The following is a 25,319-nucleotide window of genomic DNA, read 5'->3' on the forward strand; positions in this document are numbered from 1 at the left end:
TCAAAATAAATTTCCCAATGCTAGGAACACGAACCAAATGGCCGGCCCAACAACACGCGTACTCGCGTTGCTCGAGTTACTGCAATCTCATAAGCGTTTAAAGGGTAGCGAGCTTGCAGCCTTACTTGGTGTGGATAAACGAACCGTTAGGCGTTATATCAGTGCGCTTGAAGAACTCGGTATTCCGGTTACAACGGAACATGGTCCGCATGGGGGCTACATGTTGGTGGCAGGTTTTAAGCTACCGCCAATGATGTTCACGCACGAAGAAACTCTCGCGCTTTCGTTAGGTTTACTGGCAGCAAAGGCTTTGCAGTTAACCGATACATCTCCGGCACTCACTAGTGTTCAAGCAAAACTTGAACGTGTGATGCCTGAACACATTCAAGCACGAGCCCGTTCAATTACACAGCACACCAATCTAATTCTGCCAAATACCGGCCTACCGCAAGAGCAACCGTTGTTAATGCCCTTGATGGAAGCCATAGAGACTCGACGGCGGGTGGAGATTATTTACGTTGGTCAAGATCAACCTGAACTGCAACGTGAGGTAGACCCCTACGGTATGTTTTATCGCTTGGGGCATTGGTACATAGGCGGGTTTTGCCAACTTCGGCAAGCGTTGCGCATCTTCCGTTTGGATAGGTTGAAAGAAGTGAAATTATTGAAAGCAACCTTTGAGCGGCCTGAGAACTATAACGCCGCCGACCAATTCAAAGAAAGTTTATGCTCCATGCAGGGCAATTTAGAGGTGCGGGTTCAATTACACACCGATCTAGCGAACGCGCAACGAGAATTAGGTTCAAGTGCAAATATTTTGAAGCAAGAAGGTGATTTTGTATTCATTGAAACCATGGTCGATAGTGAGCACTGGTTTGCGTGGTGGCTAACGCGCCTACCTTTTGATTTCACTATAATCAGCCCTAACGAATTAAAAAGTGCTATGCGCCAGCGCGCCGAACAACTTCTCAGTTACTGCTAACTGTCCGATCATTCACTTCCGGACAACACGGGTGTCCGCGGACACCTACCTGAATAATGCAAAATTAGAATATCCATAAAAATCAATGGGATAAATTTCTGGCCCGCTTCTTGCTTTATCTAAACCATATTTAAAAAAATAGGTTTAGCATTCATGATTCAAGATACATCACAACAAGACAGAGTAATTGAACGCCCCACAAAGGAAACGTCCAAGCGAGTGATTTTTATCATGTTCGCCACTATTTTTATTGCGATATTGGTTATCGCCTTTTTTCAGTTCAGTTCAACTACCTCTGGGCTCGTTGTGAAGCGAAATCAACTACAAATTGCAACCGTGGTACGGGGTGACTTATTACGCGATATTTCGGTTCAAGGCCGGATCGTTGCAGCGAACGCCCCAACGTTATACAGCCGTGAGCTTGGCCAAGTTCAACTATTTAAGCAACCCGGGGAGAGTGTGCTCGAGGGTGAACTCTTAGCTTCGGTTGCTAGCCCTGAATTGCAAAGTAATTTGCAGCAAGAGGCGTCCATTTATGCACGCATGCAAAGTGAAGCAGAACGTACAACGTTGATGGCGCGGCAACAGCGGTTAGATATGGAGCAACTAATGAATACGGCCGAGGTTAACTTACTTGCTGCTAAACGCGAACTACAGCGAGCGCAGCAATCAATTGACCTCAATGTCATTCGCCGGCTGGATTTTGATATTGCCCAAGATAACCTCACCCGCGCGGAAATGGAGTACAACCATGCAAAGCGCAAAGTAGAGCTGGCTGCTGAGCAATTGAGCTTTGAACAAACATCACGAGAACAAGACCTTCATCGCCAAGAACTTGTGGTCAATGAACTCGAACGCAGAGTTGCAGCCCTCAACATTACCGCGCCAGTAACCGGGCAATTGGGCAGCTGGCTTACCGAACAACAAAGCCATGTTCTTCCGGGACAAGCGTTGCTCACCGTTATCGATTTAAGCCAATACGAAGCTGAGCTCTCGGTTCCAGAAAGCCATGCCCGCGATTTACAACCGGGGCAGCAGGTTGATATTACCCTCGGAGGTGAACAGTTAACCGGCTCTATAAGCACAATTGCCGCGGAAGTTCGCAACAATCAGGTTATTGCTCGTGTGCGCTTTACCGAATCAGATGCTACTCAACTACGACAAAGCCAGCGCTTAACCGCCCGGGTAATACTGGAGCATAAAAGTAACGTGTTGAAAATTCCTCGCGGTGATTTTGTTAGCTCCGGAGGAGGCCGCCAAGCTTACCAAGTGCTAGATAATCAAGCGGTTCGTAAGAATGTCATGTTAGGTGCGGTATCTGTGCAATGGGTTGAAATACTCGAAGGTGCTGTTGAAGGGGAAGAATGGGTTATTTCAAACCTAGCCGAATTTAAAGATCATCAAATTGTAAATATTAACTAAGAACAGGGTGTCCTTATGATAACTATCAATAATTTAAGCAAAATTTTCCGTACCGAGCTCATTGAAACGCACGCACTTCGAGATATTAATTTACACATTGAAGAAGGCGATTTTGCAGCACTTACCGGCCCTTCGGGCTCAGGCAAATCAACTTTGCTAAACATCCTCGGTACCTTAGAGAGCTTCGATAGCGGCGAGTATTTTCTTGATGGCCAGCCGGTACAAGGGTTATCAGATGCCGCTTTATCTCGCCTTAGAAACGAGAAAATCGGATTTATATTTCAAAGCTTTAATCTGATAAAAGATTTTAGTATCTACGACAACATCGAGTTGCCTTTGCGCTACCGCGGTTTCAATGCCAAAGAACGGAAGCAACGTATTGAAGAGGCATTAGAGCTTGTTGGCTTGCAGGCACGAAGCAGCTACCTGCCTGGCCAGCTTTCCGGTGGTCAACAACAGCGGGTTGCTATTGCGCGGGCTATTGCTGGCAAACCTCGTATTCTGCTTGCCGATGAACCCACAGGTAATCTCGATTCGTTAATGGCGCGCCAAGTCATGGAATTGCTGCAACAGATTAATGAGCAAGGCTGCACCGTTCTAATGGTTACGCACGATCCAGATCAAGCTCGGCGCGCAGCGAGACACATACAAATTGTGGATGGCCAACTCCATGATTCCACCCTATATCAGCCTTTAAGCCAGCCTTTAGCTGAAACACTGGGAGACTAAAATGGAACGTATTACCCATGAGCTAATGTTAGCTTTACGGGGCATAAAGCGTGCTCCCGCTCCGTATTTTTTAACCATTTTGATACTCAGCTTAGGTTTAGGGATATTTTTCTCAAACGCTACGCTTTATTATTGGCTCAACAATGACCCACTGCCCCATAAGAGCCATACTCTATTTTTTCCTCAGATAAACGCTGGGGCTCATGAAGACGGTTCACGCGAGCCTCATCGAATACTGAGCTATCGTGATGTTCAACTATTAAGCACCAGTGATATTCCCTCGGCAAAAGCGGCAATGTTCCAATCTGCGGGTTACGCTAGGCTTCCCAGTGCAGAACAACGTAGCCCAACACCCGTTCATTTAAGAGCTACGCAACGCGATTTCTTTACTTTGTTTGATGTGCCGTTCTTACACGGGGGCCGTTGGCCTGACGATGCCGCCCGGCTTGAAATTATTCTCAGTAAGGCGAGCGCCGAGCGGTTCTTTGGCGAAACGAATGTCGTTGGTGAAACCTTACAACTGGGCAATGAGCTATTTAAAATTATTGGTGTGCTTGATGATTGGGCTCTGCTTCCGCGCTTGTATGATGTTCAAGCCGGGAATGGCGCGGCCGAAACAGCTGATATCTATTTGCCTTGGGAAACGGCTTACGATCTATCGATAAAATCGAACACCAGAACAAGATCGGAAGATAATCGGAACTACAATGAGAATTTCGCAGTAAACGGTCGTGAAGGCTATTTTTTTCAATCCCAGTTTTGGGTGCAGCTCGATACACCAGAGCAGCAAGCGGCTTATGAACAATTCATGCAACAGGTAGTACAAAGCGAGAAAGAAGCGGGCCGGCATCCGCGGCCATCAGCGAACCGGCTCACAAATATGAGCAACATCGCGGAAGCATTTGATGCTCGCAACCGCCAACTTGATGTCTTCGCTCTCGTATCATTGTTGTTTTTGATTGTGTGTTTATTTAATGCCAGTCACTTGTCGTTGAATCGCTATCTGGCCAGCCAATACGAGTTCGGTTTGCGGCGGGCGCTTGGTGCTAGTAGAGGTCAGTTACAAAAACAAATCCTAGCTGATGTTCTCGTTAGCGCAACCATCGCTTTTGTATTCTCGCTACTCGTTGCTGCAGGAGCCACCAAGCTCATTACTACTCTGCTGCCTTCTACACGAACACTTACCAGCTGGAATATTGAAATGGTTGCGGTTATGGCCTTGATTGCTTTGATTGCCAGCTACGTTGTAACTGTATATCCCGCAATCCGTGCTTCTTTCGGCAGCTTAAGCCGACAAATAAAGTAACAGGAAAACGTTATGAGCATCACTCTACTATTAAAATCACTGTCACAACGGAAAGTAATTACTGTTCTCCTTCTGGTTCAGCTTACGCTAACACTTGCTCTATTGAGTAACAGCGTTCTTCTGAGCCACCAAGCTTATTCATTAAGCAACCAACCTACAGGGCTCGATTTAGATTCGACACTTACCGTCGATTTGAACCCTACGGACGACAACCTGATGTCACAGCCGGCTCTTGGGGGCTTAATTCAACGCCAATTAGAGGCTTTGCGTTTAATTCCTGGTGTCCGCCATGCCAGTTTTACCAATCAAACGCCTCTGCTTCCGGGGGGAATGAACGGCAATACATATGTTGAAGATCAAGAGGTAACGACAAATATCCCAGCTGTGCCCTTTAATTTCGCTGATCCAGAACTTTTTGATGCACTGCAAATGACATTGATACATGGTCGATGGCTTACCGCAGAAGATTCAGAAACCGACAGCGTGGTTTTAACTGAAACGTTAGCAACGCAACTATTCGGCGAAAGTTCGAAGGCGGTCGGTCAACTCATAAATACTGGAACAGTTGTTGGCGTAGTTGCTGACATCATGTATCAACGTTTTTCTAGTGACCAATACTATGCACTGTTTTTCAACGAAAAATTACCTAGTGCCGAGCATGGTTATAGCCTTATATTGAACGTTGAAAAAAGCGCTATTGATCGAGTTCGCCAGCAAGTAGCCGATGTGTTGCGGCAAGTGGAAGCGGAAACCGACGTCCTGCAAGTGAATACTCTGCGCCAGCTCCACCGAAGAGTATTTCAGCAGGAACGTGGCCTCGCTATTCTTTTATCTGCGCTCAGTGCCATGATGCTTTTAGTTGCGATGATTTCAGCGTATAGCCATGCACTTTTCCATGGGTTACAACAACAAAATGAAATCGGCATTAAACGCGCATTGGGTGCTAACAAAACGCGAATTCTTTTCGAAGTATTAAGCGAAAGTTGGCTAACCACCGGATTTGGTGCAATCCTCGGGATTCTAGCAAGCTACCTTTTACAGCAGCAGTTGGCGAAAATTATTTCGCTTAGTCCTTTGCCATTATGGTTACCTGTTGGGGCGTCTGTACTCCTTCTGCTTTGTGTCACTATAGCTACATGGTATCCTGCATCTATTGCCACCCGGGTTTCTCCGGCTCACGCGACGAAAGCTCTCTAAATGAAACTAAAAATCTTAGTCGTTGATGACAATCACCCAGTCTGTCAGGCCCTGCAAACACTTTTCTCATTGCAGGGCTATGCGGTATTTCTTGCCCAATCTCCGCAGGAAGCATTGAAGGTTTTAGCGCAACAGGACATCGATCTCGTACTGCAAGATATGAACTTTAGCCCTGCAGAGATGCATGGCGTTCAGGGTGAATCGTTGTTCTTTGATATTCGCGAAACATATCCGCAAATTCCAATTGTTTTAATGACCGCTTGGACACAACTTGAGACCGCTGTGGAGCTGGTTAAAGCAGGTGCAACCGACTACATTGCTAAACCTTGGAACGACAGCCGCCTGTTACTTACCGTTGCAAACGCATTAAAATTAAAGCATCTCGCCGAAGAACAACGTCGTAACCAACAGGAGCTCAGTGCTGCGTTTGCCGGTAAAGATTTATGTGGTTTAGTATTTGCCAGTAGCCAAATGCGGCAACTGTTACAAACCGCACTGCAACTGGCCCCTGCAAATGCATCGGTTCTCATTACCGGCCCAAATGGTGCAGGTAAAGAGGGCATTGCAAATATCCTCCACGCGAACTCGCAACGCAGAGATAAACCATTTGTAAAAGTAAATATGGGCGCTCTACCAACCGACCTGATGGAAGCTGAGTTGTTTGGCGCTGAAGCGGGCGCGTACAGTGGTGCCAACAAAACTCGCGTAGGCCGCTTTGAGGCCGCTGATGGTGGCACTCTATTTTTAGATGAAATCGGTAACTTACCGTTAGAAGGCCAAGCGAAACTATTACGCGTTCTTCAAACCGGTGAATATGAACGGCTCGGATCAAGCGTTACTCGAAAAGTAGATGTTCGCCTTGTAAGTGCCACCAACACAAACTTAACGGAATCGATTGCCCAAGGATTATTTCGCCAAGATTTGTATTATCGGGTAAACGTAGTGCAGTTGGCTCTTCCTGCGCTGAGCGAGAGACCAGACGATATTCTGCCTCTCGCACGCTATTTTCTTGCCGGAAAAAAGGAGCTTAGCGCTGAGGCAGAAGAACGTATGCTCGCGTATTCTTGGCCGGGTAATGTCCGAGAGCTCCAAAACGTTTGCCAACGCGCTTATTTACTCGGTGTAAACAACGAAGTTCAACTGGCCGATCTCGGTTTACCGAACGAGGAGCGTTCCGGTAAACGCACACTTGATGATTTCGGCCGCGAAGAACTAGAAAAAGCATTAAAAGATTCAAACGGGGTGATATCAAGAGCAGCAAAGCAGCTTGGTATAAGCCGGCAATCACTTTATCGCCGCATGGAGTACTACAAACTTGCGCCGCCTTAAACTATGGTTGAATAGATTCAATTTAGTTACCGCCAGCCGGTTTAACTTATTGTGCTTGATACTAACGAGTATGGCTTTGGTAGTGCAACTGATCTACCTCCCAGACATTCCGCTGCTCACTGCTGCCATTTGCCTGGGTGGCATAGTTCTAGCTTTCGCAAGCCGATGGGCGCTGAGCCCTTTGAAAAAAGAAATCCAGGCGCTAAATCATCACGCACAGAACTTACAAGACGGCAGTTTCAACACCAGTGCGAATCAACTTAGGGTTCGTGAGTTAGGCCCCCTAGCGAACACCTTAAATTCAATGTCGGTAAAACTACAAAAGGAACGAGGTACTCTTTATCAGCGCGAATTATTGCTAGACACGGTTTTGCAGAGCAGCCCTACCGCATTTATTTTAACCGACGCAAACGAGAATGTGCTGATGGTTAATCCAGCTGCATGCCAACTCATCAACACGGGAAAATCATTTGTAGGCAGTAAATTAAGTGCTGTTGTAGCTAATCAAGCTGAGTTAGCAAAAGCGCTTTCCAAACAACGGCAGGGATTAGTTCGTTTGCACGATGAAACGGTTTGGCATATCTCGGCGAATCACTTTCAGCTAAACCATAAGCTGCATTGGTTATATCTGATAAAACCGCTTACCCGAGAAATTCGTCGCGAAGAACTTACTGCTTGGAAAAAACTACTAAGAATCATCGGCCACGAACTCAACAATACGTTAGCGCCTTTGTCATCGTTAGCATTTTCGGGGCAGCAACGAGCACAGGAACTAAACCAAAGCGAGCTCGCACAGTTCTTCGATACCATCAACGAGCGTAGCCGAGAACTGAATGATTTTGTTCAGGCATATATAAGTTTTGCTAAGCTCCCTCCACCCATACTCGAGGTTATGAATTGGCCTCGGCTGATAAATCAGCTTCAAGATTTATATGAGTTCGAACTTGAGGGTGAGCTACCTGCACTAGAATGGCGCGCTGATCGAAAACAATTTCAGCAAATGTTAGTTAACCTTCTGAAAAACGCACACGAATCAGGGTCGCCTCCAGAACAAATTTTTCTGCTATTTTCTGAAAGCAAACAGCAGCTCACTATTTCCCTTCGAGACGCAGGCGGAGGCATGAATGATGAGGCGCTAGAAAACGCGCTGATTCCCTTTTACACCAGTAAAAATATGGGCTCGGGTATTGGCTTAACCTTATCTCGCGATATCATTGAAGCTCATAACGGCGCGATCAGTTTACATAATCGGCCTCCCGGTTTGGAAATCATAATTACGCTACCAAAAGCATGATATTGATACGTTTTCAACAACGACAATAGAGATACTTCTCAGATTCCCCAGCGGTTCACAGCATAAAAGCAACCATAAGCATGGTATCAGTAAAAAACGAGAAAAATAGCCTGAAATTAAAGGTGTTATAATCAAGATATATGTACACTGACATCAGCGCTCGCAATACCATATAAAAACAAGCCAGAAAGGCTCATCATGTATTTACTGCTTTAGTGTTTTGAAATATTGAGTAGAAAAAGGAATCCGATGAAAAAGCGCCCATCGCATACAGCACCTCTATGGAAATTCATCTACTGGATAAACCTATCACTAATTGCCGGTTTGATCGGTTACCAGATTTACATTCATCTCGGCGCACCCGATATCCGTTCCGTGCATCAAGAACAAATTGAAGAAATCACCGGTGACGCCGAAGGCAGCAGCGATCTCACCTTTGCGGTGGTGGGCAACATTAATAACTCACATGCTATTTTCCAAGATGAAATCATTCCACAGTTAAATTCGGGTGATTACCAATTTATGATTTCAGCAGGTAATGCAATTGCCGGTGGTCAGCCGGAGAGTTATCGGGACCTCCATAAATTACTTGCTCAACTTGAAATCCCCTATTTGCTGACATTTGGCGCAAATGAAGAAAGTGATTTTGGTAGTTTTAAATTTTACGAACAGTTCGGCCCGTATGTATACGATGTCATGGTAGGTGAAAGCCATTTTGTTTTTCTCGATGGCACCGGAAAAACGCCCTACAACTGGCAAATAAGCTGGCTTGAGCGTTTATTTAAACAACAAGAAGCGCAAAAGCGTATCGTATTCATCGGGTTACCCTTGCACCAACAATTCGAAGATACGGCATTGTTTCAAATCGACGAATATTTCACCGACACCCATTTCGCCAACGAACTCAAGCGTATATTCGAAGATAACCAAGTAAATATGGTGTTTTCGAGCAACCTCGCGTTGTTCACTGAGGTTGAAGAAAATGGTGTGCGATACGTGATCACCGGCGGCGCTGGTGGCCTAATGCTGGATCAATCCGATCACCGGCATCATTTTCTGCGCGTTACCGTGCGTGCGAACGACATATCCATTACACCAGAATATATACAAAGCGCGTGGCCTTGGTGGCGGCGCGCTATCGTGAGCTTTTGGGGCGCCATTCACAGTTTTGTTTATGTAAGTATTTGGCGCTTGTTATTGGTGATTGGTGTACTCGCGGTATTCGCCTCGTATATTTACCGCAACGTAGTGCGCGACCACGATTTCTACCCAGATTTCGACATCGATTCAACACAGTACCTCAGCAAACCTTTGCGTATAGCTATGTACTCAAACAACTATTTCCCTTTTGTTTCCGGCGTTACCATTTCAATTGAGCGCTTACGTATGGGGTTACAGCAACTCGGCGATAAAGTGCTTACCGTTGTGCCAACCTATCGGCAAAAGTGGGATGATGATAATGACACAATTCGCGCCTCAACTTTATTGGCCACCGGCGATAAAGGGGAGTTCCGCTTTGCTAATTTTTTATCGTGGCGGCTCGCATCGGCGGTGAAGCGCTTCAAGCCTGATATTATTCATGTACACCACCCTTTCGGGTTAGGTTGGCTGGGGCAGTTTATGGGCCGGCTCATGAAAGTTCCCGTGGTGTACACCTACCACACAAGGTTGGAGCACTATGCGCATTTTGTGCCGTTACCGGGCTTGTTATTCCGCAACCTGATCTCACACTGGCTGATTCGCCGATTCTCCAATAAGTGCCAAGGCGTTATCGTGCCTACGCATTCAGCCGAAGAATACTTACGGCTCATTGGTGTGCGCACCAACACTTTGGTGCAACCTACGGGCATTGAGGCCGAACGGTTTCGTAAATCAGACCCGAAGGCGATGCAAGCGCTTCGAAATAAGTATGATATTGGAGGCGATACGAAGGTTCTGGTCAGTGTTTCGCGCTTGAGTAAAGAGAAGAATATCGAGTTTATTCTCGAAGCACTTGCTCTAGCGGGCGAAGCACATCCGAAATACAAACTCCTGTTAGTAGGCGATGGCCCTTACAAAAAACGCTTGCAGCTATGCATCGATAAACTTGGGCTTTCAGAAAACGTAATACTAACCGGGCAAGTAGAGCCACAAATCATGCCCCACTATTACCAGTTGGCCGATATATTTGTATTTGCTTCACAATCAGAAACCCAAGGTATGGTTATTTTAGAGGCGATGGCGGCTGGTACGCCAGTAGTCGCCGTGCGTTCTAGCGGTATTGATGATGTAATTGAGGATGGTGTCACCGGGTATAAAACTGCGCACAATCAACGACAATGGGTCAATAAGCTGATCGAGTTGTTAGAAGACGACAACAAGCGAGTAAAGCTTGGAGACCAAGCCAGAGAATTCGCCGAAGGCTATGATGTAGCCCCCGTAAGCAAACGCATTCGCGATTTTTACGGCTATATTTTGGCGCAACATCATGATGGTCAACCTTGGTTACGCTAAGGTATGGCTGAAGATAAGTATAAGGCGCGCAATTACATGAAGAGAAAAAGAAACACCAAGCGGGCGTTATGGATGTTTATTGGCTTTCTCAGTGTGCTGATCATTTTGGCACTCATATGGCGCTTTGCGTGGAATTCAGATTTGCTATCCGTTGAACAGGCTCAATCGGCACTATCAACAGCCAGCAGCTGGCACGGCAAATTTTGGTTATGGCCGCTCATTACCGCGGTTTTCGTGGTGCTGTTGTTACTGATGTTTCCGTTAACTATTTTAGTAGTGTTAACCGGTTTTCTTTACGGGCCGTGGTGGGGCTTTTGCTATGCCACTCTTGGCACATTGGCTTCATCCGTGGTGAGCTATGAAGTGGGCCGATTCAGTGGCCAGCGCGTTTTGCTGCGTTTTGGAGGCAAGCGGCTGCGAAATGCCTCTCGATTTATGGGTGATCGTGGCATTCGCACCATGATTCTCATCAACTTATTACCGTTAGCCCCTTTTACCCTAACCAATATCATGGCTGGTGCATCGCATATCCGCTTCCGTCCTTATTTAATCGGTTCAGCTATCGGCATCATCCCTGGATTAGCCCTTGTGAATTTTGCGGGGAGTGAACTGAACAACGTAATTCAAGGCGCAGATAAAGAGAACATAGCATTTAGCATCGGCATTCTCATTGCGATCGCTTTACTACTTATCTTCGGCCCTCGCTGGCTAAAACGAAAAGTGCAGCCCGCCGATACTGGTAAGCCATAAGTAAAACTACGCTCATTGCGCCAGATCAAGGCCTGTTTCAAGAAAATACCTAGAATGCTCGATTAGCAAATAAGCTTTACGATCTTTAGGTTTTTTCATGACACATATTCCAGAGTTGCTATCACCTGCGGGTAGCCTAAAAGCTATGCGCCTTGCTTTCGCCTACGGTGCTGATGCAGTGTACGCTGGCCAACCTCGCTTTAGTTTGCGAGTACGTAATAATGAGTTCGATCTCGATACCCTAAAAATCGGCATTCACGAAGCACATGCGCTTAGGAAAAAATTCTATGTGGTATGCAACATCGCCCCACACAATGCAAAATTGCGTAACTTCGTTGAAGATATCGAACCTATCGTGGCTCTTGCCCCAGATGCACTCATTGTTTCCGACCCCGGCGTTGTGTATCTATTGCGTGAATATTTTCCGCAAATGCCACTACACCTATCGGTACAGGCGAACACGGTAAACTGGGCGGCGGTAAAGTTCTGGAAGCAGCAAGGTATCGCGCGTGTCATTCTATCGCGAGAACTTGGTATTCAAGAAATCGCCGAAATTCGCGCGCAAGTTCCCGATATGGAAATCGAAATATTTGTCCACGGCGCTTTATGTATGGCTTACTCCGGCCGTTGCTTACTTTCAGGTTACTTTAACAAACGCGATCCCAATCAAGGCGCTTGCACCAACTCATGCCGTTGGCAATACAAAGTAACGCCGGCAATCGAAGATGCAGTAGGCCAAATGAACCCTCTTCCAGAAGTATTACGCGATGCAGTAATGCTCGAAGAGCCGCAACGCCCGGGTGAATACATGCCAATGTTTGAAGATCTGCATGGCACTTACATTATGAACTCAAAAGATTTGCGGGCAGTGCAACACGTAGAAGCACTTACCAAGATGGGCGTGCACTCTCTAAAGATCGAAGGGCGCACAAAATCACCGTATTACGTGGCGAGAACAGCACAGGTGTATCGGCAAGCTATCGACGATGCGGTAGCTGGAAAGCCCTTTAACGCTGCATTACTCAGTGAACTGAATGGCATGGCCAACCGCGGCTTCACTGAAGGGTTTCTTCGTCGCCATGTGGCACAAGCAGATCTGCAAAATTATGCCACGAGCCATAGTGAAGGTGAGCAGCAATTCGTGGGCGAATTTACCGGAATAACCGAGTTGCGAAACGGTGTTTTATTCGCCGAAGTTACCGTTAATAACCGCTTCGGTATTGGCGATGAAGTGATAATCATGACGACTTCAGGTAATCAACGCAGTATTTTGCAGCAACTTGAAGATTGCAACGGCAAAGAGCTTTTCGTGGCGCCCGGTTCTGGTTACACCGTGTGGATACCCATATCTGCGCTGCCATTGTCCCCTGCCGCGTTAAAAAAACACGCCATGCTACTGCGGCAAGTTTACACCAGTTCTGAAGTTTCACATTCCGAGAAAGCAGCAGAACAGCTTACTATAAAAGAGGTGAGTTAAATGTCGTTATACATTACTGAAGAATGCATTAACTGCGATTTGTGCGTGCCAGAATGCCCAAATGACGCTATTACCATGGGTAAAATATTCTACCAAATCGACACCGATTTATGCACCGAATGCGAAGGCTTTTACGATGAGCCCCAGTGTATTCCGGTATGCCCAGTTTATTGTATTCTGCCACTTGCGAATTGAATCCGTCACTCATCATTCAAGCTTGTTTTAAACACGTAAACGGCATCTCCCAAAGGAGATTCATCGTGATCCGATGCCACGGCAGCAGCTATAATCCGCAATGGTCCGGGGTTTTCAGAAGGTGCGCGCCAGCGTAAAATCCATTCAGTTAACATCTCGCCACTGCCATCATCGTGTACAGCACTTTTCGGTTCCGAGTGCCCCAGGTATACGATATCGTTCTCGCTATCAATGCGCTGGTTCTCATCAACAATCCATTCACCTACGCTCACTCGTGCCGTTTCGGTGTTCACTATCGCAACTTGAAATCCACCAGCCCGCTGTTCAGGACCTAAAAGCTGAAGTTTTAACTCGTAAACCGCCCCCGGAGATACCTCCTGTGGGAAGCTGGTAATGGTTAAGCCACTATTCGCTGTCGGTTCCGGGCCAGCAAAATGGCACACACTACAATCAGGTTGGCCATTTGCTCCGGTGTGGGCCGGCGGAGGCCCCTCAGGGAAAGCCGCCACCGGCCATATAGAGCACGCCAACACTGAAACGGCCAACACCCACAATGAGCGGGTTGGTTTTAATGATAAATATTTCATCGCTTATTCAATACTTGCTTGGCCAATAGTGTTTTCATCTGTTCCGAACCAAATGCTATTACTTTCAGCATCATAAACCATGTGGCGAACCGTTCCACCGCCACTTGGAACATCAAACAGCGATGTCCATGTTTCTGTTTCAGTATCAAAGCCAACAAACCGATTTGGTTGTACGCCTGTTTCAACTACCCAAAAACGTTGTTCCGCATCCATTGCAACAGCGTACGGGCGTGAATCAGCACCAGCAGGTAGTTGCCATTCAGATACCTCTGCCGTTACCGGATCGAAACGGCCAATATAACCGCCAGCATAATCCCCGAACCACACATGCCCATTATCGGCTACGGCTAAACGGCGCGTGCGTGTTTCTTCCCGCGGTAAATCTATTTCAATAAGCTCACCATCACGAACGGTAGCAATTTGATTCGTTCCCAACATCACTACCCAAGGTTCATCATTGTGCACCACAATTCCGTACGGCCGTGCTCGCGGCGTGGTTACTTCATACATCGTAAAACTCTCCGCAGCGGTATCAAAATAGCCAATGCGGTTACCACCTTGTTCAGTAAACCAAATATTCCCGTGGCTATCCCAATCCATCGTGTGCACATCTCGTGGCCCGTCTCCAGGTGGCGTAAACTTGGTGATATCTCCAGATTCTGGATCAACCAATCCGATATGAGCAGCACGATTCCCTGCATACCAAGCGCCTCTATGATCTGAAATCACCGTATGTGGCCCAGCACCATCATCCAAATCAAATTTATTAAATTCGCCTGTAGAAGGAATCAGCTGCCCTACATAATGCGTTCGTTGCCCAACAAACCAAATTAGATCTTCACCGCCCACCCAAGGATCACGTGAACGAGGCCCCTCATACGGGACTTCCCATTCTTCAATCGTGAGTTTGACATCCGAACTGGCTTCCTTACTACCATGATGGTCGGCCACAGCCGCAGAAAAGAATAACGGCATCGCCAAAAGGCCAGCGACCAACCATGATTTTTTATAACTTTGCATATTCATAACGTACTCCCCAAATCTAATGGTTAGTTATGTTCAATATTCAACTGTAGTCAATAACTGGGTAGTTTGATTGTTAATAAAACGCAAATAATCGACGGTTAGGCGCATCTACGCCGGTTCACCTATTCATATAGTATCTATTGGATCTGAGTTTTTCATCGTACTACTTGATCTTTTTGCTAATGAGAATTATTCTCATTAAATATTAGATTCATGTTCTATCGTGAGAGCCCAGATGATCAGATTACAACTGCCAGCAGAACTTACTAAGAATTTGCTAAACGAAGAGCAGAGTAACGCGCAGGTGCCTATCTCATGCTCTGAAAAGCCAGAATGGGAGTGCGATGAGGTGTCTGAAAAGAATACTCATCTTCCTGATTACAACGATGTATTAAATACTATAAACTAAAAAACATGCTCAAATAGGAGAACGCGCAATGAAAAATTTAACAGCAACTATTCTCTTCGCACTTAGCTTCCTGTTCTTGGCCAATGCTCATGCAATGAGCACCGAAGCGCTACAGTTTGGTGATGAAGTACCGGATACTGAAGTTACTAACCTAGAAACGTTTTTTGAGAACCCAAACAGCTACATTGGTAAAACAATTCTAGTAGAAGGTGTTATCACCAACTCATGCGAAAACATGGGGTGCTGGATGACATTAAAAACTAGTTCAGATCACGAATTATTTCGTATCAAAGTTAATGACGGCGAAATGGTTTTCCCAATTGAAGCGCGCGGCCGCACTGCATGGGCTTATGGTTCAATAGAAACGGTTGAAGTGCCAGCAGGTGATAGCGACAACGAGACACGGACGATGTATCAATTACGCCCTACAGGCGTGAAAGTAGCGGCCGAATAGAATAGGTAGAAAACTGGGCGCTCAACACCACCAACTGAGCGCCCAATCTAGGTTAAAGCACCTTCAAAAACTCAACCAATGCAGCCTCTTCTTCCTTCGTTAAATTGAATGGTTTTAGCTCATCAGTGGTAACGGGAAACAGTGGGTTATTTATGTTTTCCCCCCGCGGTCGAGGTCGTGGGCCGCCATGCGAGTACATGCGCACGATACCCAGTAAATCATCGAACAAACCATTATGCATCCAAGGCCGTGTTTCTTCTAAATGGCGTAACGTAGGCGTTCTAAATTTACCGACATCGCTTGGTTCACCATTCACCGCAAATACGCCAAGATCTTCAAATCTACGGCCGAAATAGTGTAGCCCCATATTATGAAATTTCTGATCTGAAAGTAATGCGCCTTGATGGCAAGCCACGCAGTTTGCCTTAGTTCTGAAAAGGTGCAGCCCTAAAAGTTGCTCTGAATTCAGGGCGTTTTCCGCTACTTCGTAATTTCCATCTGCAATAGCATTTAAAAATGTATCCAGTTTATTTTCTGGGCTTCGCAATGTTAATTGAAAAGCTGCAAGTGCCTCTGTTATCCGTTGCCACGTAATAGTGCTATCACCAAAATATTCTTCTACCAACGCTTTATATCGATCTTGCTCAGTAACCCGCATAACCGCTAAGCCAGGATTACTATTCATTTCTAAGGGGTTGGTTAGCGGTTGTACCGCTAAATGCTGCAAACTACTCTCTCGGCCATCCCAAAACAATACATTCCACAGATCAACATTCATCAGTGAAGGGGTATTCCGATGGCCCTCTCTGCCCTCAACGCCAGGCGAGATTCTGCGTGGATCAGCAAAGCGATGTTCTGGCTGATGGCAGCTAGCGCAACTTACGCTCCGGTCTGAGCTTAAGTTTTTGTCATGAAATAAGGTCTCTCCGAGCGATACTAAAGCTTGCTCAACCTCTACTGGCTTCGGCAGTGGCTCAAGATCTTCCCGATCGGCGGAATAACACGGCCACTTGTGCATCGGCTGCAAATACAACGAGTAAATGTCACCACTCTCAATTTCGCAATGACTAGTGCTTGTATCTGCGTATGCACTGTGGAAAAGGCTAACGCAGCAAATGCAAGCAACAAGCCACACTTCGCTACGAAACCAGCGTATATTATGTTGAAACTGCATTTTTTTAATTCACCTTTCGTACAACTACCACTGCAGGCCTACGCCTAACCAAATATCTCTACCTGTTTCAAAACCGATCTGATTGCGGCCAATTTGGTGCGTCCTACTATTTAAAAGATTACTAATCTCAAGCGTAACGGCCACACGCGGATATTGCATTGGGCGCCAGCTCATTTTCGCTCCCAATAAGGTTCGTGCCGGCCTCTCCACGTATTCAAAAACGGGATACGCAACATTAACCGGTTCACAGCTTTCACAAATGCCATCGGTAACTTCTATCTCGCGCTGCAAATTAGTATTAAATGCCGATTCATACTCACCAACAAAACTCAGCGTGAATGTTGTTGAGAACTGATCGTTCCAATGGCTTCGAAGCACAAGATTGGCGGTTACAGGCCTACTAAAGTCATCTTGCCGTCGAGTCAAATCATCAAACGACATGAGTGTGTACTCGGTGTTCCCATTCATTTGCGTTGATAAAAACACCAGCTCGTCGTCGGGCACATCTTCTACCGCTGTATCATACGAACCTGCTGTTGTTTGATTTTCACTATGCGAAACATTGAAGGTAATGCCGTGATTCTGCCATTCACGATAGTAGGAAATCGAATAGCGGTTGTGTTGTGATTCGCCTTCATTTGTTTGGTAAATGTAGGTATATCCATCAAAGCGTTCGGTTGGTCCGCGTGTTATTAAATCTTTATTCTCACGCCGCACCCAACGTGCAGAGAAAAAGCCGCCGAATAGCGCTTGCCGAACGCCGAAGGTTAGTTCGTCTGAATAAGGTGTTTTTACATTTTCAAAGCGATAACGAAAGCGATCACTGCTCGTTGCATCAAGCCAGCTGCCAATCACACCTTGCGCAACGGGGCGATATTGAATGATATAAGGCCGTTGAGCTTCTCGAATCGCGTAAGCTGTAAGGTTGGCGGCGTAATAGCGATTTGCGCCGGTAAACAACGTGGTTGTATCGGTTACCGAATACGAAGCCCTACTGCGCCAGGAAATATCGAGATTATTCAAGAAATCATCGTGATCAATGCGTAGGCCGACATCAGTGCGTAACTTTTCCCATACTGACGAGAGCTCGGTGTACGCACTCGATTGTTGTAAGCTCACTTGAATATTGTCTTGCGGATAAATTCTGCGATAGCGAAAGTACTGCCCACGTGCCAACAGGTTTTCTTGAAAGGCAAAAATGTGTTCCGGATTACTAAAATCTATTTCGCCACCGAGTTCCTCGGCTAACGCTTCCAACGATATTCGATAGCTTTGCTCTACACAATCTAGCGTAGTTGCTTGGCAATCAATATTGGAATCGCGATATGGCGACGAGTAAATTACACTCGCTTGCGGCCGACTCCGCGATATATCTGAACGTGACGTATCCGCCCCCCATTCAAGTGCATGTTCAGCACCTAATAACTTTCCGAGGCCTTTATCCCATGCCGTGCTTAACTGCAATGCTTCCTGTTCTTTATCGAGATCGCCATAACCGCCTTCAATACTGAAAGGAACTTCACCGACATTTAAGCCCCAATTTTTACCCGCGGCTCGATACCACGGCAAATAAAACTGCGGCGCCGTTCTGCTATTCTCGGAATGCGACCAACTCAAACGCCAATCCGTTTGCCAAGCAAACATTTCTTGCTGTGCATTTATCCCAAAGCGATATCCGCCACCGCGTAGAGAAAACTCCGAATCTTTTACATCCGCTAAAATCACATCACTGCGATAAGGTGAATATGAACCACTAACAGTAATCCTATCGAGTAGGACATCGTCAATTGTCCACTGCGCCGAAGTTGACCACGATTCTCGAGCAGTACTAACCGTTTCTAGCAAGGAAACTTCACTTATCGTCGATGTTGTTCTGGCTGCAGAAAGCACAAACGATTGCTTATCTGTGATATTCCATCGAGTACTAATAGATAACGATTCTTTATCAAAATTAGGTTTACGCGGAGGATCGCGCTCAATCCCCCCATCGTCATCATTCTCCTGCAAATTATCAATCAGCCGATATTGATTCAGTTGGCTTTGCGACGTTCTGTAATTCAGGGTTAAGCGCGGCGTAGACACCGCACTCCGAGGCTCTACATCCACTACACCGCCGAGCAGATTGCCGTAACGTGCAGGCACATTACTATCATATACCGTTACTGCCCCCACCAATTCTTGATTGATGAACATCGCTTCCGGATGGCCCTGCACGTCATTGATCGCGTTCGCCGAACGATTGCTGTTCGCCGGATCAATCAATGATGAATTACTCACACCATCGAAAATAAATTGATTTTGCCAAGGCTGCGCACCTGAAATAGAAATCAGCTTACTTCGAATTTCCTGTTGTTGATTAACATCAAGAGCCCCCTCTGACCCTTGCACGCCCGGTAAGAAAACGAGCATATCGGTGATATTACCGTTCCCTTGCAATAAATCGTCGATAAAGCCGCGATTTAGGGTAAAGGCGCCATCCGATCCTTGGTGTTCTGGCAGAAAATGGCGGCCCAATACTTGAATCCTCTCAATTTCCTTTTTTACGTGTTGCCGTGCGGAATCATTAGATACAGGCTTAGTATCCGATGCATCGGTTTGCTCTTGCTCCATTTGATCAGCCGAAGTAGCAAAGGCTGATGTACACGTAAGTAACGTAGAGAGCCAAAGCGTCCTTGCCATGGCTTTTCTGGTTGGAAAGTTATATCTCATAGCATTAACAACCTAGTGGACAAGGATCGACATCATCAAGAACTTCATCACCGTCGGCGTCGTCATCCAACTGGATATCGGTTTGCGCTTGCTGTTCTGCAGTAGCATTTACTGCAAAGAAGTTCGCGCGGCCATCAAAATCAGTATCCACACTGGCAATAATTGAACGCGTAAAATCATCCTGCACGCTCTGCAATTCAGAAATGAAGATAGATAGAAGTAAACGATCGGTAGTGGATAGCTCGAGCTCTCCCAAAACACTCTCGGCTTTACCATATTCGCGATTAGTACTCAGGCGCTCTACTATACTTTCTGCTAAATCCGCCTGTTCGGGAGCTGGCAGTGCTTTCGTTAGTACTAAAACCGAGGCGAGGATGTTTTCAATACCTTGCATCGTTGTAGTTACCCACTCTTGGTACACTGGTTCGTTATAGCCATGGCCGCGCAATTCAGAAAGATAGCTTGCCGCTTTTGCGTTTCCATCAGTGGTGTAAGTTAAGCCATCAAGCTTATTTAACGCCGTTAATGAAAACTCAATCGCTGCTAATTTATCTTCTTCCAGCGCATCATTTAAATACGAGTCCACTTCCACTAACCCCTGCGAAACCAGGTCACTTGCGGGATAATAATCACGACCTTTAGCCGCTAACGTAGCTAAATTTAACGTAGCGTTAATGCGATCATCTGAATCAAGTTCAGATAACAAGTTCTCTGCGGCAACAAGTAAATCCGATGCATGCTGTTGCGCTGCGGAATCAGTGTCACTGATAAACAAGAACCAATTTATTGCATCGTAATGCGCGGTTAAATTCTCTTCGAATTTACCGCTACTAATAAATGTATTCTCACAATATTGAGCATCAAGAAATGCGTTATCACGGCCTTGTTGTGTAATCCGTTGCCGTATTAATTGGTTACAGCCTCGAGACCCAGTTGAATAGAGCGTTGAGTTCCGGTTTTCGGTATAGAACGCATCGGTTGCCAATACCGCCGCCGCAGCATCTAACATGGCTTCCGCGAAACTATGCTCATTCAGGGCCCAAAGCCATTCAGAAGCCTCACTTAAACCTGCGAACAGTGCGCGAGGGCTATCTGCATGTGCAGCTTCCAGCATCGCAAGAGCATCGTTTAGACTGCCGCCGGTAAGCAACTCCGAAGTAGGCTTCGCGTTATCAATCGCAGCTACAGCACGGCTATAAAACGTATCGCTATCCGGGATGTAACTAAACGGTATGTTTGTCTCAGCGTTCGGATAAAGAATCTCGAATAACGCCGAAGCTCCCACTAACGGAAATAAGTATTCTTGGCGTGTTACCGCGGCATAGGGTTGTGCCGGAGTGCTGTAGCGCTCATCGTAGTTAACATCACCGTAATACGAGAGAGTAAATGCAACCCATTCCCGCGCTTTCTCTGGCTCGTTCAATATCATGAAATATTCAGCAGATTGAATAGTATAAAGCGGAGCTAAACGAAAGTTCCTCTGCCCTGCATTTTCACCGTTGCTTACTATTTGGTAGCCTGTTCTTGCAGCAACATCCGCAAATCGTTCCGCAGCCGTAATTGCTTCTAAACGATCCGCTTCCAACCCGCTTTCCTGATACCGCGATATGGCGGCATTCACTTGATTTCGAAACGCGGTTGATAAACGCCCATAAGGTGTGCCATACAAACCGCAGCAAAGCTCATCCACAAACACCTGCATCTGTTCAGCAATGCGTTCAGCGTTTACAAAATCGCCCGCAGCAGCTGCATCGTTTAACAATGTTAGGAAAAAGCTACTATCCGATGATGTTAGGTTCTCAATGTTATTCTCAACTACAAACTGGGTATAACTTTGCAGTGCTTCGTAACGAAGTTCTTGAGCCCAATCGTGTTCGCCAAGCTCATCAAGTACGGCTGCTACACGCCGTTTCGCTTGAGCTGTAGGCTCTAAACCAACAATGTATGAACTTAGAATGCGCTCAACTTCATTCGGCAAGTTCGCTTGCACATATCCAATGGCTAAATTGGTATAGGCTTGCTGCGTTTCGGCGTCATCGGTTATCGCCGCAAGACGCAACTCTGCTTGTAATAGGTGGGAGTGATTCGAATGATAATAGTAAGCCGCTTTCTCTGTATTCGTAGTGTAAGCTGGTAATAGTGTCACTACTTCGCGAACAACGTCATTTACACCGTCGCTTAGCCCCACTTCAAATGTTGCATTTGGAAGCCTTAACTCATCCTGAATATAAGAAAACTCACCTGTTTCCTCGTTTAAATTAAAATCGCCACGCTCTGGCGCAGCCAATAATTCAAACTGCACACTGTCGCCATCAGGGTCTTCAGCCATCAGTTGGCCAGAAACTTCGCGGTCAGAAACCACTGCAATTTCTGTATTTAATAATTTTGGCGGCTGATTTACATATTCAATGTTCCATTCAATTTTGTAAATTGCCTCTGCACCCTCTACTTCAGCACGATCAGTTCCATGATAAGCCGCTTCGGGCGTATAGCGCATTTCGTTGCTACGTAAGGTTAGCGTGCCATGGCGAGGTGTTTGCGTGGCAATAGGTGTATTACCCAGATCGGCACTATAAGCCCACGCTTCTCCCTGCTGAATTTCTACAGCTAACTCAATAATTTCTTTTTCATTATCGCTCGAACCGCAACCAGCCAAGGCAAAAGCTACGATACTCGCAAATACGACATACCGGGTTAACCGTTTTTTTGTGTTTAGCGTTTGTTGCATTTTCAATCCCTCCCAAGTTGGCCGGATCTTAATGCGAATCATTCCTATTTGCAAATGAATTGGGGATTAATATGTTAAACACACGAATATCCGCGCTTCGGCATCTGTTTATGTGGTAATTTCGTTATGTTAAATAAGTAAGATTTGTAGATAACTGATAGCGATAAAACGGTACTACGAAAGCAACGTAAGTTTTGTAGGGAGTATTCATGAGCCAAGCGTACTATCCGGTGCGTAATCGCAGGCCGCAACGCGAGCGTAATCTAAAAGCAGAGGATTTGAGCTACTTTGAACAGGCGTTCACGTGCTTAAAAGAAATGCCCGAACGGGTGGCAGTATTGCGTGCGAACCTTGCCTATTATCAGCAAAAGAAACATTTGCCAAAGGCTGCTAAAGCAGCCATCACACGATTTGAATACTTGCTTGCCGTTACTGAAGACCCCGAGGAAATGGAGCGTCGGGTAATGGAAGATAGTTACGAAGGACGAAAATTTCGGCAGATGCCGTTACTCCTGAAAGGGGTGTGTAGGCAAGAGCGTTTCTAAGAAGGTTTTAGTGTCATGCTTATCTGGCACGCACACGCCGAATAGCTCGACATTTAGCTACCTTATGGTTTCTTCTTAATCGCCTTGCGAATCAAACTACGGGTAGGCTTCTTACTCGGTTTGGAATCGCGCGCATTAGGTTTACCATTTGCAGTTCTCGACTTATTCTCACTTTTGCTGCGCCCGCCCCATGGATCTGGCTTTTCACTGTGATGATTCGCAGTCGAATTCGTTCCACCTCTTTTTTTACCCGAATTCGTTTTCTGTTTATGCGCCGGCTTCTTTTTCTTATGCCCAGGAGGCGCTTCTGATGATGAATGCGCCACTGATTTTAATAAGGTATCCAATTCTTGCTCAGTGAGATCTCGCCACTCACCTATACCTAAACCCTTGAGTTCAATATTCATAATACGAATACGTTCGAGCTTTTTTACGTCATAATCAAAAAACTCACACATGCGCCGAATTTGCCGATTTAATCCTTGCACAAGCGTGATTTTAAATACGAAGCGGGAAACCTTACTTACCTTGCATTTTTTTGTTACTTCACCAAGAATCGGCACACCTCGGCTCATACCTTGGATAAAATCATCTGTAATTGGTTTATTCACGGTCACCACATATTCTTTCTCGTGGTTATTGCCGGCACGCAAAATTTTATTGACCAAATCGCCATTACTAGTAAGAAAAATTAATCCTTGAGAATCTTTATCGAGTCGACCAATAGGAAAAATACGTTTTTCATGGTTTACGAAATCCGCCATATTTGCTTTTTCAGCTGAATCCGTAGTGCTCACAATACCAACGGGTTTATTCAGGGCAATAAATACAAAACCCTCTTTATTTTGTGATTCAATGAGTTGACCATTCACCTTTACTTCATCATCTGGCCCCACCTTTTCGCCCATTAACGCCCGGCGTCCATTAATAAAAACGTTGCCTTGCTCAATGAAGCGATCAGCTTCTCTGCGCGAGCAAATTCCGCTTTCACTAATATACTTATTCAAACGTGTTTCTGAAGTGTTCGGCATGAGTAGTTAACTTATATTAAGGTGAATCGATTTATTCATTCATGTATTGTCTAGCAACAACTTTCGCATAACATTCAAGTTTCTAGGTGAAATTCCGATAAAATAAGCGAGAGAAACCGTAGCCCGTGCCACTAATTATAGAGTAAATCATTCCTGCACAAAACAGGATACCGAACGACACCCAAAACATTGCCCAAGATACCACAATCAGGAGCCACATCGTTGCACTTACCCACGCTGATAGGAATTATTCTGTTACTCAACCTTATCTTGGGTGGCTTGTTGATGGTTATATATCAACTTCGGTTAAAGCAACGTTGCTTTTTGTATTGGGCGATTTCCTGCTGGATATTTGTAGCAGGTGGCCTAGTGGCCGCGGCCCGAAGCTATGTTGATATGCCGTGGCTCACACATTGGTTTGCCTCGCTTTTGCTTATCGCAGCACCATTATTGGCGGTAAAAGGCATTCAACATTTCCGTGCCCCGCGAAGCACCCAGGGTTGGCGGTCGCAAATTGTTTTAATGCTCGTAATCGCGTTAGGTTTAGCAGCTCTTTATCCCGTTTACACCTGGATTTCACCCATCACATCGATCTTAATCGCCGGCTTATTCATTTGGGCCCTTTATCTCCTGCTCAACATAAAATCATCGATGCAATTACCACAACAACTGCTTTGCATGTTCTTCTCACTACATGTGGTTACCATGCTATTGCAAGCCGGCTCGATGTTGGTGAGTTTGGTGAATGTTTCTGAACCTACGAGCGCGATGCAGATAGATGCCGGTGTTATCGCAAGTGCTGTTGTAGAATCATCCTCTGCAACTATGAGCTCAATGCTTTATATTACGTTTATCAGCCATCTACTTCTCACTACCACTACCGCGCTTATGTTTCCCTTGTTGGTGTTTTCAAAAACTGAAGAGCAGCTGGTAGAGCTCGCAAACATCGATGACTTAACAAAACTATTTAACCGCAGAGCTTTTTTTAAAGATGCGGATAAACAATTTCATCAGGCACGCAAGAATAAATCAGCCATGTGCGTGCTCATGGTCGATTTAGATTACTTCAAAGATGTGAATGATACTTGGGGGCATGCTATAGGTGATGAGTGCCTACGCTGGGTAGCAAAAACCTTGAAACAAGAACTGCGCGATACCGATATTGTGGCACGAGTTGGCGGTGAAGAGTTTGCTATTTCTCTTCCGGGCGTTGATTTTGAACTGGCTCACCTACTCAGTAAAAGGCTTTGCAAGCGTATTGCGGAAGCCCCACTACAGCTCGAAGAGCACAGCATTCCCTTGTCTATCAGCATTGGCGGTGTTCTTTGTACATCGAAACACAAAGATTTCCATAGCTTGCTCAGTGATGCCGATAAAGCACTTTATCTGGCCAAAGAAAATGGCCGTAACCAAGCTGTTTTTGCTTAGTCACTCCGTGCGTCATAAAAAAAGGGAGCGCAATGCGCTCCCTTTTATTCTTAG

The 25,319-nt window shown here is 45.9% G+C and carries 21 protein-coding genes; 15 read left to right on the top strand and 6 right to left on the bottom strand.

Annotated features, from left to right (window positions below; all coding sequences use genetic code 11):
- Positions 1-37: 37 nt before the first annotated feature.
- The 11 genes from CWE13_RS10400 to CWE13_RS10450 all read left to right on the top strand — a co-directional run bounded on the left by CWE13_RS10400 (position 38) and on the right by CWE13_RS10450 (position 13,174).
- Complete coding sequence (locus CWE13_RS10400; protein ID WP_126808393.1) at positions 38-982, top strand: helix-turn-helix transcriptional regulator; 945 nt, start codon at positions 38-40, stop codon at positions 980-982.
- A 153-nt stretch (positions 983-1,135) separates the two neighbouring features.
- The gene (locus CWE13_RS10405; RefSeq protein ID WP_126808395.1) at positions 1,136-2,404 is read left to right on the top strand and encodes an efflux RND transporter periplasmic adaptor subunit; all 1,269 of its coding nucleotides are present in this window, start codon (positions 1,136-1,138) and stop codon (positions 2,402-2,404) included.
- A 15-nt stretch (positions 2,405-2,419) separates the two neighbouring features.
- Positions 2,420-3,133: an ABC transporter ATP-binding protein gene (locus CWE13_RS10410; RefSeq protein ID WP_126808397.1), complete on the top strand. Its 714-nt coding sequence runs from the start codon at positions 2,420-2,422 to the stop codon at positions 3,131-3,133.
- 1 nt (position 3,134) lies between these two features.
- Entirely contained in the window at positions 3,135-4,439 is a 1,305-nt protein-coding gene (locus CWE13_RS10415) for an ABC transporter permease (protein WP_126808399.1), read from the top strand.
- Positions 4,440-4,451: 12 nt separating this feature from the next.
- Complete coding sequence (locus CWE13_RS10420; RefSeq protein ID WP_126808401.1) at positions 4,452-5,636, top strand: FtsX-like permease family protein; 1,185 nt, start codon at positions 4,452-4,454, stop codon at positions 5,634-5,636.
- On the top strand, positions 5,637-6,965 hold the full coding sequence (locus CWE13_RS10425; RefSeq protein ID WP_126808403.1) for a sigma-54-dependent transcriptional regulator: 1,329 nt from the start codon (positions 5,637-5,639) through the stop codon (positions 6,963-6,965).
- 181 nt (positions 6,966-7,146) lie between these two features.
- Positions 7,147-8,259, top strand: a complete 1,113-nt coding sequence (locus CWE13_RS10430; protein ID WP_241973680.1) for a sensor histidine kinase — start codon at positions 7,147-7,149, stop codon at positions 8,257-8,259.
- A 249-nt stretch (positions 8,260-8,508) separates the two neighbouring features.
- Complete coding sequence (locus CWE13_RS10435) at positions 8,509-10,752, top strand: glycosyltransferase (protein WP_126808404.1); 2,244 nt, start codon at positions 8,509-8,511, stop codon at positions 10,750-10,752.
- A 36-nt stretch (positions 10,753-10,788) separates the two neighbouring features.
- Positions 10,789-11,502 (top strand): TVP38/TMEM64 family protein, encoded by a 714-nt coding sequence (locus CWE13_RS10440; protein WP_157980959.1) that lies wholly within the window; start codon positions 10,789-10,791, stop codon positions 11,500-11,502.
- 97 nt (positions 11,503-11,599) lie between these two features.
- Positions 11,600-12,979, top strand: coding sequence for a prephenate-dependent tRNA uridine(34) hydroxylase TrhP (trhP, locus tag CWE13_RS10445; RefSeq protein ID WP_126808408.1), 1,380 nt, complete (start codon positions 11,600-11,602; stop codon positions 12,977-12,979).
- Complete coding sequence (locus CWE13_RS10450) at positions 12,980-13,174, top strand: YfhL family 4Fe-4S dicluster ferredoxin (protein ID WP_126808410.1); 195 nt, start codon at positions 12,980-12,982, stop codon at positions 13,172-13,174.
- 5 nt (positions 13,175-13,179) lie between these two features.
- Here the strand turns inward: CWE13_RS10450 and CWE13_RS10455 are convergent, their stop codons facing one another.
- Both CWE13_RS10455 and CWE13_RS10460 read right to left on the bottom strand, forming a co-directional pair.
- Positions 13,180-13,761, bottom strand: coding sequence for a choice-of-anchor V domain-containing protein (locus tag CWE13_RS10455; RefSeq protein ID WP_126808412.1), 582 nt, complete (start codon positions 13,759-13,761; stop codon positions 13,180-13,182).
- 3 nt (positions 13,762-13,764) lie between these two features.
- Positions 13,765-14,787: a Vgb family protein gene (locus tag CWE13_RS10460; RefSeq protein ID WP_126808414.1), complete on the bottom strand. Its 1,023-nt coding sequence runs from the start codon at positions 14,785-14,787 to the stop codon at positions 13,765-13,767.
- 235 nt (positions 14,788-15,022) lie between these two features.
- Between CWE13_RS10460 and CWE13_RS12525 the strand changes: the two genes are divergently transcribed.
- Both CWE13_RS12525 and CWE13_RS10465 read left to right on the top strand, forming a co-directional pair.
- Positions 15,023-15,196, top strand: coding sequence for a hypothetical protein (locus CWE13_RS12525; RefSeq protein ID WP_157980960.1), 174 nt, complete (start codon positions 15,023-15,025; stop codon positions 15,194-15,196).
- A gap of 28 nt (positions 15,197-15,224) precedes the next feature.
- Entirely contained in the window at positions 15,225-15,650 is a 426-nt protein-coding gene (locus CWE13_RS10465) for a DUF4920 domain-containing protein (RefSeq protein WP_126808416.1), read from the top strand.
- A gap of 52 nt (positions 15,651-15,702) precedes the next feature.
- Here CWE13_RS10465 and CWE13_RS10470 read toward each other — a convergent pair whose 3' ends face one another.
- Genes CWE13_RS10470 through CWE13_RS10480 form a run of 3 tightly spaced genes read right to left on the bottom strand, consistent with a single transcriptional unit; the run spans position 15,703 to position 22,261 of the window.
- A complete protein-coding gene (locus CWE13_RS10470; RefSeq protein ID WP_126808418.1) occupies positions 15,703-16,824 on the bottom strand; it encodes a cytochrome-c peroxidase in 1,122 nt (373 codons plus the stop codon).
- A 24-nt stretch (positions 16,825-16,848) separates the two neighbouring features.
- A complete protein-coding gene (locus tag CWE13_RS10475) occupies positions 16,849-19,503 on the bottom strand; it encodes a TonB-dependent receptor (protein ID WP_157980961.1) in 2,655 nt (884 codons plus the stop codon).
- Positions 19,504-19,537: 34 nt separating this feature from the next.
- Positions 19,538-22,261 (bottom strand): hypothetical protein, encoded by a 2,724-nt coding sequence (locus CWE13_RS10480; protein WP_126808422.1) that lies wholly within the window; start codon positions 22,259-22,261, stop codon positions 19,538-19,540.
- A gap of 209 nt (positions 22,262-22,470) precedes the next feature.
- Between CWE13_RS10480 and CWE13_RS10485 the strand changes: the two genes are divergently transcribed.
- Positions 22,471-22,806: a hypothetical protein gene (locus CWE13_RS10485; RefSeq protein ID WP_126808424.1), complete on the top strand. Its 336-nt coding sequence runs from the start codon at positions 22,471-22,473 to the stop codon at positions 22,804-22,806.
- A 62-nt stretch (positions 22,807-22,868) separates the two neighbouring features.
- Here CWE13_RS10485 and rluF read toward each other — a convergent pair whose 3' ends face one another.
- Positions 22,869-23,837 (bottom strand): 23S rRNA pseudouridine(2604) synthase RluF, encoded by a 969-nt coding sequence (gene rluF, locus CWE13_RS10490; RefSeq protein ID WP_126808426.1) that lies wholly within the window; start codon positions 23,835-23,837, stop codon positions 22,869-22,871.
- 222 nt (positions 23,838-24,059) lie between these two features.
- Here rluF and CWE13_RS10495 point away from each other — a divergent pair, with 222 nt between their 5' ends.
- The gene (locus tag CWE13_RS10495) at positions 24,060-25,265 is read left to right on the top strand and encodes a GGDEF domain-containing protein (protein ID WP_126808428.1); all 1,206 of its coding nucleotides are present in this window, start codon (positions 24,060-24,062) and stop codon (positions 25,263-25,265) included.
- The last annotated feature ends 54 nt before the right edge of the window (positions 25,266-25,319 follow it).

It is taken from the genome of Aliidiomarina shirensis, from assembly GCF_003987345.1.
Lineage (GTDB): Bacteria > Pseudomonadota > Gammaproteobacteria > Enterobacterales > Alteromonadaceae > Aliidiomarina > Aliidiomarina shirensis.

Excerpts from the sequence above, each read along its gene's own strand:
- CWE13_RS10400 (WP_126808393.1), top strand. The coding sequence starts at position 38 with ATGGCCGGCCCAACAACACGCGTACTCGCGTTGCTCGAGTTACTGCAA.
- CWE13_RS10405 (WP_126808395.1), top strand. The coding sequence starts at position 1,136 with ATGATTCAAGATACATCACAACAAGACAGAGTAATTGAACGCCCCACA.
- CWE13_RS10410 (WP_126808397.1), top strand. The coding sequence starts at position 2,420 with ATGATAACTATCAATAATTTAAGCAAAATTTTCCGTACCGAGCTCATT.
- CWE13_RS10415 (WP_126808399.1), top strand. The coding sequence starts at position 3,135 with ATGGAACGTATTACCCATGAGCTAATGTTAGCTTTACGGGGCATAAAG.
- CWE13_RS10420 (WP_126808401.1), top strand. The coding sequence starts at position 4,452 with ATGAGCATCACTCTACTATTAAAATCACTGTCACAACGGAAAGTAATT.
- CWE13_RS10425 (WP_126808403.1), top strand. The coding sequence starts at position 5,637 with ATGAAACTAAAAATCTTAGTCGTTGATGACAATCACCCAGTCTGTCAG.
- CWE13_RS10435 (WP_126808404.1), top strand. The coding sequence starts at position 8,509 with ATGAAAAAGCGCCCATCGCATACAGCACCTCTATGGAAATTCATCTAC.
- CWE13_RS10440 (WP_157980959.1), top strand. The coding sequence starts at position 10,789 with ATGAAGAGAAAAAGAAACACCAAGCGGGCGTTATGGATGTTTATTGGC.
- trhP (WP_126808408.1), top strand. The coding sequence starts at position 11,600 with ATGACACATATTCCAGAGTTGCTATCACCTGCGGGTAGCCTAAAAGCT.
- CWE13_RS10450 (WP_126808410.1), top strand. The coding sequence starts at position 12,980 with ATGTCGTTATACATTACTGAAGAATGCATTAACTGCGATTTGTGCGTG.
- CWE13_RS10455 (WP_126808412.1), bottom strand. The coding sequence starts at position 13,761 with ATGAAATATTTATCATTAAAACCAACCCGCTCATTGTGGGTGTTGGCC.
- CWE13_RS10460 (WP_126808414.1), bottom strand. The coding sequence starts at position 14,787 with ATGAATATGCAAAGTTATAAAAAATCATGGTTGGTCGCTGGCCTTTTG.
- CWE13_RS12525 (WP_157980960.1), top strand. The coding sequence starts at position 15,023 with ATGATCAGATTACAACTGCCAGCAGAACTTACTAAGAATTTGCTAAAC.
- CWE13_RS10465 (WP_126808416.1), top strand. The coding sequence starts at position 15,225 with ATGAAAAATTTAACAGCAACTATTCTCTTCGCACTTAGCTTCCTGTTC.
- CWE13_RS10470 (WP_126808418.1), bottom strand. The coding sequence starts at position 16,824 with ATGCAGTTTCAACATAATATACGCTGGTTTCGTAGCGAAGTGTGGCTT.
- CWE13_RS10475 (WP_157980961.1), bottom strand. The coding sequence starts at position 19,503 with ATGGCAAGGACGCTTTGGCTCTCTACGTTACTTACGTGTACATCAGCC.
- CWE13_RS10480 (WP_126808422.1), bottom strand. The coding sequence starts at position 22,261 with ATGCAACAAACGCTAAACACAAAAAAACGGTTAACCCGGTATGTCGTA.
- CWE13_RS10485 (WP_126808424.1), top strand. The coding sequence starts at position 22,471 with ATGAGCCAAGCGTACTATCCGGTGCGTAATCGCAGGCCGCAACGCGAG.
- rluF (WP_126808426.1), bottom strand. The coding sequence starts at position 23,837 with ATGCCGAACACTTCAGAAACACGTTTGAATAAGTATATTAGTGAAAGC.